The sequence below is a fragment of the Blautia sp. AF14-40 genome (assembly GCF_003479665.1).
Lineage (GTDB): Bacteria > Bacillota > Clostridia > Lachnospirales > Lachnospiraceae > Fusicatenibacter > Fusicatenibacter saccharivorans.
In genome coordinates this window covers 78,740-93,776 of sequence record NZ_QUHK01000003.1, presented here as the reverse complement: position 1 = coordinate 93,776, position 15,037 = coordinate 78,740, and the positions used below count along the sequence as shown (strand labels likewise).

At 48.8% G+C, this 15,037-nt stretch carries 15 protein-coding genes; 6 read left to right on the top strand and 9 right to left on the bottom strand.

Features of this window, described 5'->3' with window-relative positions; all coding sequences use genetic code 11:
• Window positions 1-59 precede the first annotated feature (59 nt).
• The 8 genes from DWW13_RS03550 to DWW13_RS03515 all read right to left on the bottom strand — a co-directional run bounded on the left by DWW13_RS03550 (window position 60) and on the right by DWW13_RS03515 (window position 8,793).
• Window positions 60-1,457, bottom strand: coding sequence for a Na+/H+ antiporter NhaC family protein (locus tag DWW13_RS03550; protein ID WP_117813758.1), 1,398 nt, complete (start codon window positions 1,455-1,457; stop codon window positions 60-62).
• Between the two features lie 78 nt (window positions 1,458-1,535).
• Window positions 1,536-2,414, bottom strand: coding sequence for an N-carbamoylputrescine amidase (aguB, locus tag DWW13_RS03545; protein WP_118719254.1), 879 nt, complete (start codon window positions 2,412-2,414; stop codon window positions 1,536-1,538).
• Window positions 2,411-3,541 (bottom strand): agmatine deiminase, encoded by a 1,131-nt coding sequence (gene aguA / locus DWW13_RS03540; protein WP_118719252.1) that lies wholly within the window; start codon window positions 3,539-3,541, stop codon window positions 2,411-2,413. The genes aguB and aguA overlap by 4 nt, the downstream gene beginning before the upstream one ends.
• A complete protein-coding gene (nspC, locus tag DWW13_RS03535; protein WP_118719250.1) occupies window positions 3,513-4,646 on the bottom strand; it encodes a carboxynorspermidine decarboxylase in 1,134 nt (377 codons plus the stop codon). Before nspC ends, aguA begins: the two co-directional genes overlap by 29 nt.
• Before the next feature lie 4 nt (window positions 4,647-4,650).
• The gene (locus tag DWW13_RS03530; RefSeq protein WP_022462242.1) at window positions 4,651-5,910 is read right to left on the bottom strand and encodes a saccharopine dehydrogenase family protein; all 1,260 of its coding nucleotides are present in this window, start codon (window positions 5,908-5,910) and stop codon (window positions 4,651-4,653) included.
• A 470-nt stretch (window positions 5,911-6,380) separates the two neighbouring features.
• Window positions 6,381-6,911, bottom strand: coding sequence for a GNAT family N-acetyltransferase (locus tag DWW13_RS03525; protein ID WP_158579739.1), 531 nt, complete (start codon window positions 6,909-6,911; stop codon window positions 6,381-6,383).
• Window positions 6,912-6,913: 2 nt separating this feature from the next.
• Complete coding sequence (locus tag DWW13_RS03520; protein WP_055227969.1) at window positions 6,914-7,432, bottom strand: peptidylprolyl isomerase; 519 nt, start codon at window positions 7,430-7,432, stop codon at window positions 6,914-6,916.
• A gap of 158 nt (window positions 7,433-7,590) precedes the next feature.
• On the bottom strand, window positions 7,591-8,793 hold the full coding sequence (locus tag DWW13_RS03515; RefSeq protein ID WP_118719246.1) for an aspartate kinase: 1,203 nt from the start codon (window positions 8,791-8,793) through the stop codon (window positions 7,591-7,593).
• Between the two features lie 257 nt (window positions 8,794-9,050).
• Here DWW13_RS03515 and tsaE point away from each other — a divergent pair, with 257 nt between their 5' ends.
• The 5 genes from tsaE (at window position 9,051) to DWW13_RS03490 (ending at window position 12,249) form a co-directional block, all read left to right on the top strand.
• Window positions 9,051-9,470 carry a tRNA (adenosine(37)-N6)-threonylcarbamoyltransferase complex ATPase subunit type 1 TsaE gene (gene tsaE / locus DWW13_RS03510; RefSeq protein WP_022462246.1) on the top strand — a complete coding sequence of 140 codons (420 nt, stop codon included), beginning with the start codon at window positions 9,051-9,053 and terminating at the stop codon, window positions 9,468-9,470.
• Between the two features lie 118 nt (window positions 9,471-9,588).
• Complete coding sequence (gene tsaB / locus DWW13_RS03505) at window positions 9,589-10,341, top strand: tRNA (adenosine(37)-N6)-threonylcarbamoyltransferase complex dimerization subunit type 1 TsaB (RefSeq protein WP_117509348.1); 753 nt, start codon at window positions 9,589-9,591, stop codon at window positions 10,339-10,341.
• On the top strand, window positions 10,338-10,793 hold the full coding sequence (rimI, locus tag DWW13_RS03500; protein WP_179964627.1) for a ribosomal protein S18-alanine N-acetyltransferase: 456 nt from the start codon (window positions 10,338-10,340) through the stop codon (window positions 10,791-10,793). The genes tsaB and rimI overlap by 4 nt, the downstream gene beginning before the upstream one ends.
• Before the next feature lie 168 nt (window positions 10,794-10,961).
• Window positions 10,962-11,204, top strand: a complete 243-nt coding sequence (locus DWW13_RS03495) for a hypothetical protein (RefSeq protein WP_022462249.1) — start codon at window positions 10,962-10,964, stop codon at window positions 11,202-11,204.
• A 46-nt stretch (window positions 11,205-11,250) separates the two neighbouring features.
• A complete protein-coding gene (locus DWW13_RS03490) occupies window positions 11,251-12,249 on the top strand; it encodes an alpha/beta fold hydrolase (RefSeq protein WP_118595005.1) in 999 nt (332 codons plus the stop codon).
• 75 nt (window positions 12,250-12,324) lie between these two features.
• Here the strand turns inward: DWW13_RS03490 and DWW13_RS03485 are convergent, their stop codons facing one another.
• Window positions 12,325-13,413, bottom strand: coding sequence for an MFS transporter (locus tag DWW13_RS03485; protein ID WP_118719244.1), 1,089 nt, complete (start codon window positions 13,411-13,413; stop codon window positions 12,325-12,327).
• Between the two features lie 356 nt (window positions 13,414-13,769).
• Between DWW13_RS03485 and DWW13_RS03480 the strand changes: the two genes are divergently transcribed.
• Complete coding sequence (locus DWW13_RS03480) at window positions 13,770-14,906, top strand: aldo/keto reductase (RefSeq protein WP_226906298.1); 1,137 nt, start codon at window positions 13,770-13,772, stop codon at window positions 14,904-14,906.
• Window positions 14,907-15,037: the final 131 nt, after the last annotated feature.

Below are 15,037 nucleotides of genomic sequence, written 5' to 3'. Positions count from 1 at the left end.
CCTATCGTCGGAGGCTTTTTTAATTTACAGGAAACTTCGTTGAAATTTCCTGTGTGTCTTTAAAGAGCAAAAATTCCGCAGATTAAGAATCCCGATACGGCGAGAGCAGCACTGATCAGGACGTAAGGAAACTGCGACACGGCATGTGACATATTGTCAATCTCGCAGGTCGCGGAGGAAAGAACCGTTGCGTCGGAATAGAAGCATGCATGGCTTCCGAAAACACCGCCGGATACGACAGCGCCAAGTGCCAGAAGTACATTAGCATCAAGGGCGATGGCAAGCGGAACAACGATGGAAACGGCTACGGCCTCAATTCCCCAGAAAGAGCTGGTGACAAAGGTCAGAACTGCAATGACAACAAAAATAATAGCTGCCAGTGTTTTGGCATTCATATACGGAACACACAGGTTGATGACGTATTCCGAGAGTCCCATTTCGCCGCAGGCAGTCTTGATCATAAAGGATGCAAGAAGAATGGCGAGAACCGGAAGAATATCTGCAAAGCCGGCAAAGAACAGTTCCACGTACCGCGTAAAGGTCATTTTTTTCCGCGGAAGATAAAGAATCATACAGGAAGCAAGAGCAAGAATAATCGCCTGCATCATATCCTGTGTGGCTACTGTCACACCGATCAGAATTCCGATGGGGATCAGAAAATCCAGTATATTTCCGGCATTGGTATTTTCGGGCGGGTAATCAACGCTCATTCCGGCCATGGCAATGTCAACGGAAGGGGCATTGTGCATTTTTGGATGCTCCGGTGTCTGCTCTTTCTTTTCCAGATCGGTATAGGCATCTTTCATTTTTCCGAGCTTTGGCATCAGTTTGCAGGCAAACAGAATGACAACCAGAAGTGCAGCCATGGGATAAAACATATAAGGAAGCACTTTTAAGTAAACACTCATACCGGTGGAAAAGCCCATATTGAGAATGCCCGGTTCCTGAATAAAAACACCGGAATAAAAAACTACCCAGGTGGAAAAGGGAATCAGTGCACAGACAGGTGCACCGGTTGAGTCAATGATATAGGCAAGGGCCTGGCGTGGGACTTTTCGTTTATCACAGACATCCTTCATACAGGTTCCAACGGTCATGATGTTGAGATAATCATCGACAAAAATAATGATTCCGAGAAATACCGACATCATCATGGTGATCCGTTCATTTTTACAGAAGCGGCTTAACAGGTTGGAAAAACCAAGTGTTCCTTTTGCCTCGCGGAGCAGGAAGATGAAGCCTCCGAACAGTCCGCAGAGAAGAAGAATATACTGGTTATCTGCGTTGCTGATCTCCGAAAGCAGCAGATCACACCAGGGTCCGATAAAAGCCGTTTTATACATGATGAGATAGGCAACCAGGGTTCCGAAAATCAGAGCTTCGAAAGATTTTTTCGTTTTTAATGCAAAAATCAGCATCGCCGCAGGCGGCAGCAGACATAAAATTCCATATTGCATAGCGGTTCTCCTTTGTAGTTAGAATATGTGATGCAGCGCACCGCTGTAGGAAGAGTTACAACAGGAAGAGACAGAGCTTTACTGTTTCGTCATGATACGATAAGTTTCCGGCCGCCGGTCACGGAAAAGCCCCCAGGAAAAACGTTCTTCGCGCAGGGCATCCAGATCGAAGGAGGCGTACAGGATTTCCTCGGTATCTCTTCCGGCAGATGCCACGAGTTCGCCGGTTGCATCGGCAATAAAGGAAGAACCGTAGAAAGTAAGAGAAGAGGACTGGCCGCCATTTTCTTCACAGGGCATTACGGTTTCAGTACCAATCCGGTTTGCAGCAGCAACCGGAACAAGATTTGCGGCCGCATGTCCCTGCATAACGCGTCGCCAGTGCCCGCTGCTGTCTACATTCAGGATCGGCTCACTTCCGATCGCGGTAGGATAGAGCAGGATTTCAGCCCCCTGCACAGCCATACATCGTGCTGTTTCCGGAAACCACTGATCCCAGCAGATGCCGACGCCGACGGCTCCGAAACGTGTTTCAAAGACCTTGAATCCCGTATCCCCGGGAGTGAAATAGAATTTTTCCTGATAAAAATGGTCGTCCGGGATATGAGTCTTGCGGTAAACGCCAAGAATGGATCCGTCTGCATCAATCATGGCAACCGAGTTGAACAGGCGCTGAACATCCCTTTCATAAAAGCTGACCGGAATCACGACTCCAAGTTCTACGGCAACGGACTGAAAGCGCCGGACGGCGGGATTTTCTGTCAAGGGCATGGCATAATCATAATAATCGTATCGCTTTTCCTGACAAAAATACGGTCTTTCAAACAATTCAGGAAGAAGGATGAGATTGGCTCCGTTGGAAGCGGCTTCACGGACCAGAGTCTCTGCTTTGTCTATATTTTCCTGTACCTGACTGCAGCACGAAAACTGCAGTGCGGCAATTTTTATATTTCTCATAATCTGTTTCCTCTTTTCTTTGCCGGAATCTGCTGGGTAATACAGTGAATGTTGCCTCCGCCGGTCAGAATGACGCGTGCATCGACAGGGAGGATCCGTCGATCCGGAAAGCATTTTCCAAGAATTTCTGCAGCCACGGTATCGTTTTCATCGCCGAAACGGGGAAGAAGGACACAGTGATTGGCAAGATAAAAATTGATATAGCTGGCAGCAAGGCGTTCCCCGGCTTCCCGCTGGTCTTCGCCAGCTTCAAAATCATAGCCGAGAAGATCTTCTTCTGTAATACAGATGGGATGCTTTGGAATGGGCAGCTTGTGAATTACAAAGCTTCGTCCCTTCGCGTCAACGGTATGGGAGAGAAGATCAAAAGCGGCTCTGCTTCTGGCATACTGAGGATCGTTTTCGTCATCTGTCCAGGCAAGAAGTACTTCTCCTGGCTTTACAAAGCAGCACATATTATCGATATGGCCGTTGGTTTCATCGTTGTAAATACCAAAAGGCAGCCAGATGATTTTCTCGACCGAAAGATACTGACGCAGCTTTTCATCAATTTCCGCTCTTGTAAGAGAAGGATTGCGCCCCGGACTCAGCAGACATTCTTCGGTCGTAAGCAGGGTTCCTTCCCCGTCAACATGGATGGAGCCGCCTTCCAGAACAAAGGGGCGGGCATTATAGAAGGAATCTCCGAGAAAATTGCAGATTCGTTCCGGAACCTCACGGTCATGTTCAAAGTGGGAGTACAGACCGTCATACTGGCCGCCCCAGGCGTTGAATTCCCATTGAATGCCTCTTCGCCCACCCTGATCGTTAATTACAAACGTAGCGCCGGTATCTCTCGCCCAGGCATCCTCCGTTTGGGCTTCGATCAGATGAATCCGGTCGGAGGAAAGCAGTTCCTGTGCCGATGCTTTATCCTGTGGCCGGACGAAAAGATAAACCTGCTCATAAGCGGCAATTGCTTCTGCAATTTCTGCAAATGCCGCTCTTGCCGCTTTTGCGCCGTAATTCCAGGAGCCGGGGCGCCATGGCCAGATCATCAGCGTGCCTTCGTGGGGCTCAAATTCGCCCGGCATGTAAAAGCCATCGGCTTTTGGGGTTCTAAGACAATCGGTTTTTGAAATCTTCATATCCAAACTCCTTTATCATTCGGCAGTTTCCAGCTTTGTCCATCACCGCGATGGAAGGGAGTGGGATTCCGTTAAAGGTATTGGTTTTTACCATCGAATAAATCGCCATATCTTCAAAATACAGTCTGTCACCGATCCGGATTTGGGAATCGAAGGAATATTCGCCGATTACGTCGCCCGCCAGGCAGGTATTGCAGGAAAGGCGGTAGGTATAAGGCTTTTCCCCAGGCAGTCCGCTGCCTTTGAGCGGAGGGCGGTACGGCATCTCAAGCACATCCGGCATATGGCAGGCAGCGGAAGTGTCAAGAATTAAAATTTTTCCGTTATTTTCAACAATATCGAGAACTTCCGTGACATTGTAGCCTGCGTTTAAGGCAACTGCTTCCCCGGGCTCCAGGTAAATCTGAAGACCATACGTTTCTTTCATATGGTTGATACAGGAAATCAGGCGTTCGATATCGTAATCATCACGGGTGATATGATGTCCGCCTCCCATGTTGAGCCAGTTCATTTTAAAAAGCCACTTGCCGAATTTTTCTTCCACGGCGCGCAGCGTGGTTTCCAGATCATCCGAATTCTGTTCACAGAGGGTATGAAAATGAAGACCGTCCACAAGATCGGCCAGTTCGTCTGTAAAATCGCAGGCGCGGATGCCCATGCGGGAGCCGGGCGCACAGGGATCATAAATCGCATGGCCTTCCTGCGTGGAGCATTCCGGGTTGATGCGAAGTCCGGCTTTTGCGGTTCCGGAAGCCTTAAGTACGGGGAGGTACGTTCGGAGCTGCTTTTCTGAATTGAAAATAATGTGATCGCAGATCTGTGCGAGCTCTTCCATATCCTGCGGGCGGTAGGCCGGAGAATACACATGATTCTCCAGCCCCATTTCTTCCTTTCCAAGCCGCGCCTCATAGAGTCCGCTGGCAGTTGTTCCGCTGATATATTTTCCAATCAGCGGATATTCCGAAAAGCAGGAAAAGCATTTCTGAGCCAGCAGAATTTTTGCACCGGTGCGTTCTTCTACCTGGTGCAGGATCTTTAAGTTTTCTTCCAGTTTGCCTTCATCAATGACAAAACAGGGAGTTGGCAGTTCGTTTATCTTACACATAGGCTTAATCTACTAAAACAGGATTTTCTACGACCTTCCACGGAAGACCCCACTTGTTGAGTGCTTCCATATACGGATCTGGATCGAATTCATCTGTGGTGTAGACACCCGGCTTGTTCCAGAGGCCGTTCACGACCATCATGGTTCCGATCATGGCCGGAACGCCGGTGGTGTAGGAAATCGCCTGAGACTCTACTTCCCGGTAGCATTCCTGGTGGTCACAGACATTGTAAATGTAAATGCTTCTTTCTTTTCCGTCCTTGATACCGGTAAAAATACAGCCGATGTTGGTTTTACCCACGGTGCGCGGACCAAGAGTGGAAGGATCCGGAAGAAGCTCTTTTAAAAACTGGATCGGTACAATCTGCTGTCCGTTGAAGGTAATCGGAGTGGTCGAGAGAAGTCCTACATTTTCCAGACATTTCATATGGGTCAGATAGCTCTGGCCGAAGGTCATGAAAAAGCGGATTCTTTTTACGCCCGGGATGTTTTTGGCAAGAGCCTCAATTTCTTCATGGTGAAGAAGGTACATATCCTTCTCGCCTACCTCATCGAAGTTATATTCCCGTTTGATCGACATTGGCGGAATTTCCACCCAGTGGCCGTTTTCCCAGTAAGAACCGGGAGCGGATACCTCGCGGAGGTTGATTTCCGGATTGAAGTTGGTTGCAAACGGATATCCATGATCGCCGCCGTTGCAGTCCAGAATATCAATCGTGTGAATTTCATCGAAATAGTGTTTCTGTGCATAGGCTGCAAAAACGCTGGTGACACCAGGGTCAAAGCCGGTTCCGAGAAGACCGGTGATGCCGGCTTCCTTGAAACGGTCCATATAGGCCCACTGCCAGGAGTAATCAAAGTAAGCAGAAAAGCCAAGCTCTTCGCATCTCTTTTCGTAGATCGCACGCCATGCCGGATCATCCGTGTTTTCTGCTTCGTAGTTTGCAGTATCAATGTAAGGAACCTTACATGCAAGGCAGGCATCCATAATGGTAAGATCCTGATAAGGAAGAGCCAGGTTCAATACAGCGTCCGGCTGATACTGTTTGATTAAGGCGATTAATTCTTCCGTGCAGTCGGCATCCACCTTTGCTGTTGTGATAATCGTTTTTGTGGTCGGAGCCAGCTTTTCTTTTAAAGCATCGCACTTGGAAAGTGTGCGGCTTGCAATCATAATTTCAGAGAATACTTCACTGTTCTGGCAGCATTTGTGAATGGCTACGGATGCAACACCGCCGCATCCGATGATCATAACTTTTGACATAATTTTGTTCTCCTTTTCCAGAAAATGGTGTTGGGTTCATCTTTGGCTATAAGCACGAAAAAAAGACAGATGACGTGCATCATCTGTCTAAAAATCGAAATTTATACATGATCGTATTGTGCAAACTTCAGGGGATATGCAAAAATCCAAGCTTCCCCCTGCTTTCCTATGCAGAAATATATAGTCACGTACTCTTATTGACCGTTTCATAAGATGATGTGCTCGTCGTAGAGCATCGATTATAAAGTAATCAACTCATAAAATTTGCGCTTTTAACGCAATCAATAATGTGGCTCTTAACCACGCTCGGCAACTACCCCTGCCTGTCCGTCGGTTTTTTACCAGGGGCATATATTTTGCATAAGAACAGAAATGTTCGCTTGCAGTTCCAAATTATAAAGTGAAATGACATGGATGTCAAGAAAAATTTGTGAAACTATTCAGAGCTATGCGAAATGGAAGATTAAAAATCACAGGGTGATCCAGTAACGCTCCAGTGTTTTGTTTTCATCGGCACGATAAGCGGTGCCGTCGAACCGGCCGCCATTTTTCAAGAGCGTTCTGCGGCTTCCCTCGTTGGTATCCAGGCAGCAGACCAGAATTTCGGAAAGGCCGAGGCTTTTGCAGTACGGCTGCACATTTTTCAGCATCCAGGAGGCATAGCCTTTTCTGCGTTCCGACGGGCGGACGGAGTAGCCGATATGGCCGCCAAAGGTGCGCAGAAAATCGTTCAGGTAGTGGCGCACCTGAATCATGCCGACAAGGCGGTTGTCTGATTTGCGGATGCACAGAAACTGTGTTGCGAGAACCATGCCCTCCGGCAGAGTCTCCTCTCTGGTATACCGCATGGTATCTTCAAGATACGCCTTCATATCATCAAACCGGCGAAGCGGTCCGCAGCCGTCCATGGAATCGCTGTTTTCCAGAAAATCGTTCCGGTAGGCGGCGAGCTCGGCGAAGTATTCCTCCGACGGTTCAACTAACATCAGTTCATCGTTCATCCTTAGCATTTCTCCGGTTCCGGATACTCGACGCCGAAGGTCTCAACGGTAACGGTAGCCATTCTCTGCGGCTGCAGCGGTTTGTCGCTGTAGTCGGTGTTGACAGATGCGATTTTATCTACGACTTCCAGGCCTTCTGTTACTTTTCCGAAAGCAGCGTATGCGCCGTCCAGATGCGGAGCAGCTTTGTGCATGATGAAGAACTGGCTTCCTGCGCTGTCCGGGAACATGGTACGTGCCATGGAGAGAACGCCTGGGGTGTGTGCGAGGTTGTTCTCAAATCCGTTCTGGGAGAACTCACCCTTGATGCAGTAATCCGGGCCGCCGGCGCCTGTGCCTGCCGGATCTCCGCCCTGGATCATGAATCCCGGGATGACACGGTGGAAGATCAGGCCGTCATAGAAGCCTTTTTTTACCAGACTGATGAAGTTGTTTACGGTGTTCGGGGCGATTTCCGGGTAAAGCTCTGCTTTCATCACATCGCCGTTTTCCATAGTAATTGTAACAATTGGGTTAGACATCATTGTTTTCCTCCTGATTTTTTTACGATTTTTTGATAAGACGTAAGCAGCCATTTTTCGAAGAAAAATGAGCGGATTACGAATGTTTTTGATGATTGCTGGAGTGCAAAGTACGTAGCAATCTGGTATCAAAGGGGTCAACCACCTTTTTCAGATCATTACTCCAGGAATGTCTCGTGGATCGCACGCATCGCCTGATCTGCGTATGCTTCGTCGATCAGGGCAGTGATGCGGATTTCCGAGGTGGTAACCATCTCGGTATTGATTCCTGCATTGGCGAGCGCACCGAACATTTTGGCAGCCACGCCTGAATGGGAGCGGACACCGGCTCCGATGACGGAAACCTTTGCCACGTTCTCGTCATAATCCAGCTTTTTGATGCCGAGCGAATCCTTATTGTCGTTCAGCACATCGATTGTGCGCAGCATATCCGGCTTTGCAACGGTAAAGGAAACGGACTTTGTGCCGTCCTTTCCGAGTGACTGGATCATGACATCGATGTTCAGATTGTTCCGATCCAGTAAATTTAAGAGGTGGAACGTGCTCTCCGGATCGTTGCCAAGGCCTGCAACACGGATTTTTGCCACATTTTTGTCGGCAGCCACGCCGCTGATTAACATTTTTTCCATTTTGGTTTTCTCCCTTACCATCGTTCCGGAATTCCGGTTCAGACTGGAGCAGACCAGAAGTTCCACGCCGTATTTTTTTGCGATTTCCACGCATCTGCTGTGAAGGACTTTTGCGCCGAGCGAAGCCATCTCCAGCATTTCATCGTAAGTTACCTCTTCCATCTTGCGCGCATTCGGTACAATCCGCGGATCTGCGGTGTAGACGCCGTCTACATCCGTGTAGATTTCACAGACATCCGCGTGCAGCTCTGCAGCGAGGGCAACCGCAGTCGTATCGGAGCCGCCGCGTCCGAGCGTTGTGATATCATCGTATTTGTTGATCCCCTGGAAGCCGGTGACAATGACAATTTTGTTGTCATCCAGCTCTTTACGGATGCGCTCGGTGTCGATCCGTTTGAAGCGCGCGTTCTGATAATCGGAGGTCGTGTGCATCGGTACCTGCCAGGCATTTAAAGAAACAGCACTGACGCCCATCTGAATCATGGTTATGGCCATCAGGGAAACGGAAACCTGTTCACCGGTGGCAAGAAGCATATCCATCTCGCGGCGGGACGGTTTTTCCGTAATCTGTTTTGCGGTTGCAATCAGTCCGTCCGTCGTTTTTCCCATCGCGGAGAGAACGACAACGACCTGGCTTCCGGCCTGCTGTTTTTCGATGCAGCGCTGTGCTACATTGCGGATGTGCGCAAGATCTGCGACGGAGCTTCCGCCAAATTTCATTACAGTCAGCATAACAGTTTTGATCTCTTTCCTTTTTGATTTACGCGGACAAAAGCGCAGAGCGTGTTTTACCGCGTTTTCCGGGCCGAAAAAACAGGAGTGGGACGTTTTTGGGCCGCGAAACTCTGATACATAGTATAGCGAAAACAGATAGAAAAAGCAAGGAAAAGCACAAGGAAAAGCACAAGGAAAAGCGGTTTCGTTCTGCGGTTGTATTACCTTTTTGTTTGTGTTAAAATGATAGGCAGAAAAAGAGGAGAAGAAAGCATATGATCATAGAAACAAATTCTGCGTCGGAGACGCTTGCCCTTGGCGAAAAGCTGGGAAAAGCGGCGAAGCCTGGCCAGATTTATACATTAAACGGAGACCTTGGTGTTGGAAAAACCGTTCTGACGCAGGGCTTTGCAAAAGGACTTGGCATCACAGAGGCAGTCAACAGTCCCACATTTACCATTATTCAGGAATATACTGAAGGACGTCTGCCATTTTATCATTTCGATGTTTACCGGATCGGTGATATAGAAGAAATGGAAGAAATCGGATACGATGATTATTTTTTCGGTGAGGGTGTCTGCCTGATCGAATGGGCAGAACTGATTGAAGAGCTGATCCCGGAGGGTGCGATTTCGATTACGATAGAAAAAGACCTCGAAAAAGGGTTTGATTACCGGAAAATTACGGTGGAATAAAAGAAAAAAATCCTGAATGTGGTGGAAAAACAAAAGGAAATCGTAAAGATTCCTGTTTCCGGCAGACTGCCAAAATGAGTTGCACAGGAAGGAAATATCGGAAAGGAAACAAAAAATTATGAAAATACTTGCACTGGACAGCTCCGGCCTGGTGGCTTCGGTGGCTGTTGTTGAAAATGACACACTGCTTGCGGAATACACCGTAAATTATAAAAAAACACATTCCCAGACTCTGCTTCCGATGCTGGATGAAATCTCGAACATGACAGAGCTGGATCTTTCGACGATCGATGCGATTGCAGTTGCCGGAGGTCCGGGCTCGTTTACCGGTCTTCGCATCGGTTCTGCAACAGCCAAGGGACTTGGTCTGGCACTTGAAAAACCACTGATTTCCATTCCAACGACGGCGGCAATCGCGTACAATATCTGGGATACTGACAAATTTGTCTGCCCGATCATGGATGCGAGAAGAAACCAGGTCTATACCGGAGTTTACTGCTACACGGATCATCGTCTCGATACGGTCTGGGAACAGGATACGATGAGCATTGAGGCACTGGCGGAGGGCCTGAACTGCCTCGACCACGAAGTGATTTTCCTCGGGGACGGCGTTGCGGTTTACCGGGAAAAATTAGAGGCACTGCTGACGATTCCGTTTTCCTTTGCACCGGCACACGTCAACCGCCAGAGAGCGGCAGCCGTCGGAGCACTGGCTGAGGTTTATTACAAAGAAGGTAAGATTCAGACGGCAGAAGAGCACGAGCCGGAATACCTGAGAAAATCGCAGGCGGAGCGTGAAAGAGCGGAGCGGGAATCTGTGAAGCATGCCGATGTGGTGAAAAAACAGGAGAACGGAGAAAAAAGCGAATGATCACAATCCGTGAAATGCAGATCGATGATCTGGAGCAGGTGATGCCGATTGAGGAGGCCAACTTTTCGATTCCGTGGACAGAAACCGGATTTTTTACATTTCTGATCCGTGACGACGCACTGTTTCTTGTAGCAGAGGAGGACGGTGAAATTTTAGGATATCTCGGAATCCTGATTTCCTTTGATGAAAGTGAGATCACAAATGTCTGCGTGGCAGAAAAAGCGAGAAGACGCGGCATCGGCCGTGCACTGATGGAAGAGCTGTTCCGTCGGATGCAGGAGAGAAAGGTGCGCGTCATTCATCTGGATGTGCGCATCGGCAATACGCCGGCATGGAATCTGTACGAGAGCCTCGGCTTTGTACAGGACGGCATGCGGAAGGGGTACTACGATCTCCCGAAGGAGGACGCAGTGCTGATGAGCCGGACGGATGAATCGGTTCCGAAGAGGTAGAGAGAAATCGTTATTGTATACGCATTTAACGCACAGGACTTTCCTTTCATTCCCAGTAGGAATGGCGGGAAAGATGTGTTACAATCGACAGGACACAGGAGAATCTGATTTCTGTTTTGTGTCAGGAACGAAGAAAGAAACGTTTTTTGATACACGGGAGGAAGAAAAATGCGGAAATACAACAAAAACACAAATGAGCTGGAAGCGGCGGTGTGTAACTGCTGCGGAAAAAGCATGAAAATACAGAATGGAATGCTGCTGGAGGGGATCTGCTCGGTCGACACGACGTGGGGGTACTTTTCCGGGAAGGACCTGGAAAAGCATGAGTTTGATCTGTGCGAGGAGTGCTACGATCGGATTACATTGTCGTTTGCGGTTCCACCGGAAATTTCGGAGGACACGGAGGTTTAGAATTTCGGGCAGTTCGGCATCGTTCTGGAAGAAAGGGGAAGGTGCAATGCAAAGAGGTTTTACGATTCAGTCGAAGGTGGATGGACTGATGCTTGACGGGCTTGTGGTGGAGCCGGAGGAGGGCGTACAGCGGACGGCGCTTCTGCAGCTCAGCCATGGAATGAGCGAATACAAGGAGCGGTATCTGCCGTTTATGGAGTTTATGGCGGAACACGGTGTAGTGTGTGTGATTCATGATCACCGCGGGCACGGAAAGAGTGTGAAGTCGGAGCAGGATCTCGGATTTATGTACGGCGCAGGCGGCGCAGGGCTTGTGGAGGATCTGTTTCAGGTTACGGTATGGGCAAAAAAAGAGTACCCGGATCTGCCGTTTATTCTGATGGGACACAGTATGGGATCCCTGGTTGTGCGCACGTATGCGAAGGAGCATGATAGGGAGCTGGATGCGTTGATTGTGTGTGGTTCACCGAGCAAGAATTATCTGCGGCCGCTGGGTGCGGCTGTAGGACACGCAGAAGCGGCGGTGCTCGGGGATGAGCATCGGAGCAATCTTCTGGAGGCGATGTCGTTTGGATCGTTTGCGGCGCGGTTTGCGGATGAGAAGAGCCGGTTCGCCTGGTGCTGTTCGGACCCGGAGGTGGTGCGGGAGTATGAAGAAAACCCACTCTGTGGCTTTACGTTTTCGGATGATGCTTTTTTTGCGCTGAATGATCTGCTGAAGGAGACGTATGGATTCCATGGATGGCATTGCACAAACCGGAAGCTGCCGGTGCTGTTTTTGTCCGGCGGGGATGATCCGTGTTATGTGAATGTGCGGCGCTTTAAAAAATCCATTGACCATATGCGGCTGATCGGGTACCGCAATGTCAGAGGAAAGCTGTATCCGGGAATGCGGCATGAAATACTGAACGAGAAAGAGAAGTACCGCGTATATGGCGATGTCTGGAAGTGGTTGAAGAAAGAAAAAGTGGTGGGGAATGTGGAGGGGGGAAGCACACCCCCGCAGACCCCGGACGGCGCTCTGGCAGGGAGCGGCGGTGTTTGATCATTTTTTGAAAAAAACGCTCATCAGCAAAAAAACTGATGAGCGTTTTTTTCAATGTAAGTAAATTTTTGACGATCACATGATCCATCCAAATACGGTGGAAAGGACGATCATAATCATGGAAAAGACAAACGAGTTCACCGACATCAGCGTCGCCCGCTGCTTGGACGGGATCATGTCATTGAGCAGAATATCGGTCCGGACTTCAAGAAAATCATCGGAAAAGGATCCGATAAATCCGCCGAAGACCATAAGGGCCGGCAGTCCGGTAAAGCTCATAAGAAAGGCGAAAAGTACACCGATCGTGCCAAACAGCAGAATCGCGCGGTAGCGGTATTTGTGAAAGTATGCTGTCATCCGCGATCCCAGTGCCGCGCCGAGTCCCATCACGAAGAGGGCAGGTCCAAGCAGCGCGCTGTTCATGCCGGTGAGTGGCAGCTTCGCCTGTAAAAAGAAGAGAACCAGCGTAGAAACGGCACCGATGAGTGCGTTCACCAGCATAATATTTCTTGCTTTTTTCTCACGGACAAGAAACTGCCAGCTTTCCTGCACAACCGAAACGATTTCCTGTCCAACAGGATCATGAACTGGTGTTGCGTCCGTTTTTACTTCCGCAAGGCGGAATGAAATGCCAAGCGCAATCAGCCCGAAGAAGAGATCAATCGCATACGCGCGCCGGTATCCCAGCCACAGGGCAAGGCCTGCGCAGAGCGTTGCGGTGGAATTGGTGATACGGTACAGCATCATTTCGGTAGAAGAAAAACGGGCATAAAACCATTCGTCCCCGTTCTGCTTCAGACTGTCATACGCAAGTGCCTCCCGTGTGCCGGATGCAAGGTTATAGCTGAGCGCACTGCATCCAAGCGCAAGCGCCGTTGTAGCAAAGCCGGTGGAAAAAATCATCAGCGTACCGGAAATCAGGGAGGCCATCTGACTTGCAATCAGCGTTTTCCGTCGCCCGAAAACATCGGCGACAACGCCGGAGGGGAGTTCAAAGCAGAGGCTCACGATATGGAAAATACTTTCGAGCATCCCGATCTGCAGCAGCGAAAATCCACGGAGTGCGAGCAGTGCAACCCACGAAGCCGCCGCAATCTGAAAATAGCCGACCGTGGTCATAAGATATAAAGTTCGTATTTGTTTTCTGGTATTTTTCTCAGACATAAAAAAATCTCCTTGTCAAAATATAGTAAAATTCTGATGGGGAGATACGTGCATTTTCTGTGTGATTTTAAGAATACAAGATGTGAAGTTTACTTAAAAAAGAGCGCACTATCCCCATAAACAGCTGAAACATCGCCATTTGTGAGGTGAAGAAACTGGTTTTTCCAGATCATAGTGCTACTCCTTTTGTAATCATAATTTTTTATCAGAATACCACCGGAAACGGAAAAAGTCAAAGAAAAATTTTGACGAAAATAAAAAAAACTATTGACTTTCAAGTATACTTTAATGCTACAATTTTCTCAACAATACTGAGAAAACGAAGGTTTTCCGCGGAAAAGAAAGGGGATTTTACCATGAGTGTAGATGTAACAAAAATGCCGAAATTAGGATTTGGCATGATGCGCCTTCCGGAGAAGGACGGAGAACTGGATCTGGAGCAGATCTGTAAAATGGTCGATGCGTACCTTGCCTCCGGAATGAACTATTTTGACACCGCCTATATGTACTGCGGCGGAAAATCGGAGAGCATCGTGAAAAAAGCGCTGGTAGAGCGTCATCCGAGAGAAAGCTTTACTCTGACGACAAAACTCCCGCAGTGGATGATGGACGAGGGCATCGAAGGCCGTGACCGCATTTTCAACGATCAGCTCGCGCGCACCGGAGCAGGCTACTTTGATTATTACCTGTTGCATAGCGTAGAAGACGGCGCAAACTATGAAGGCTATGTGAAATACGACTGTTTCAACTGGGCCAAGAAGAAAAAAGAAGAGGGATTGATCAAACACTTTGGTTTCTCCTTCCACGGAACGCCGGAGCTGCTTGACAAGATTCTCTCCGAGCATCCGGAGGTTGAAATTGTCCAGATCCAGATGAACTATGCTGACTGGGACAATCCGCTGATCCAGTCCGGACGTCTGTATGAGGTGCTTCGGAAATACGATATGCCGTTCCTTGTTATGGAGCCGGTAAAGGGCGGTTCCCTTGCATCGGCAGGCAAAGAGATTGAAGCAGAGATGAAACGTGTTCATCCGGATGCATCGATTGCGTCCTGGGCACTCCGCTTTGCGGCTTCCCTCCCGGGTGTTGCAACCGTGCTCTCCGGTATGTCAAACGAGGAACAGATGGAGGATAATATCAAAACCTTCCGAAATTTTGTACCGTTAAACGAGGAAGAAAAAGCAGTGATCGCCAAAGCACAGGAAGCGCTGAAAAAGAGTCCGGCGGTTCCATGTACCGCCTGTCGTTACTGCTGCGACGGATGTCCGATGGGAATCGCGATTCCGGATGTGTTCAAGGCATTGAATACCATCCGCCTGTATGGAGAAGAAGACCGCGCGAAAAATTATTATAAAAAGCTGCTGGAAACATCGGGAAAAGCAGAAGACTGCGTGCAGTGCGGTCAGTGTGAGAGTGTATGCCCGCAGCATCTGCCGATCATTGACCTGTTAAAAGAAGCGTCCGAAAAGCTTGACGTGCCGGTGACGGAATAAGAGGATTGCGAATATCCGCTTTTGCATATGCTTTAGAAAAAGGCTCCCCGGAATACTCTGAAAAAAGAGTATTCCGGGGAGCCTTTTTTTCTATGGGAAATCTTGTTGGAATTTCCTGCGGAGAAAAAGAT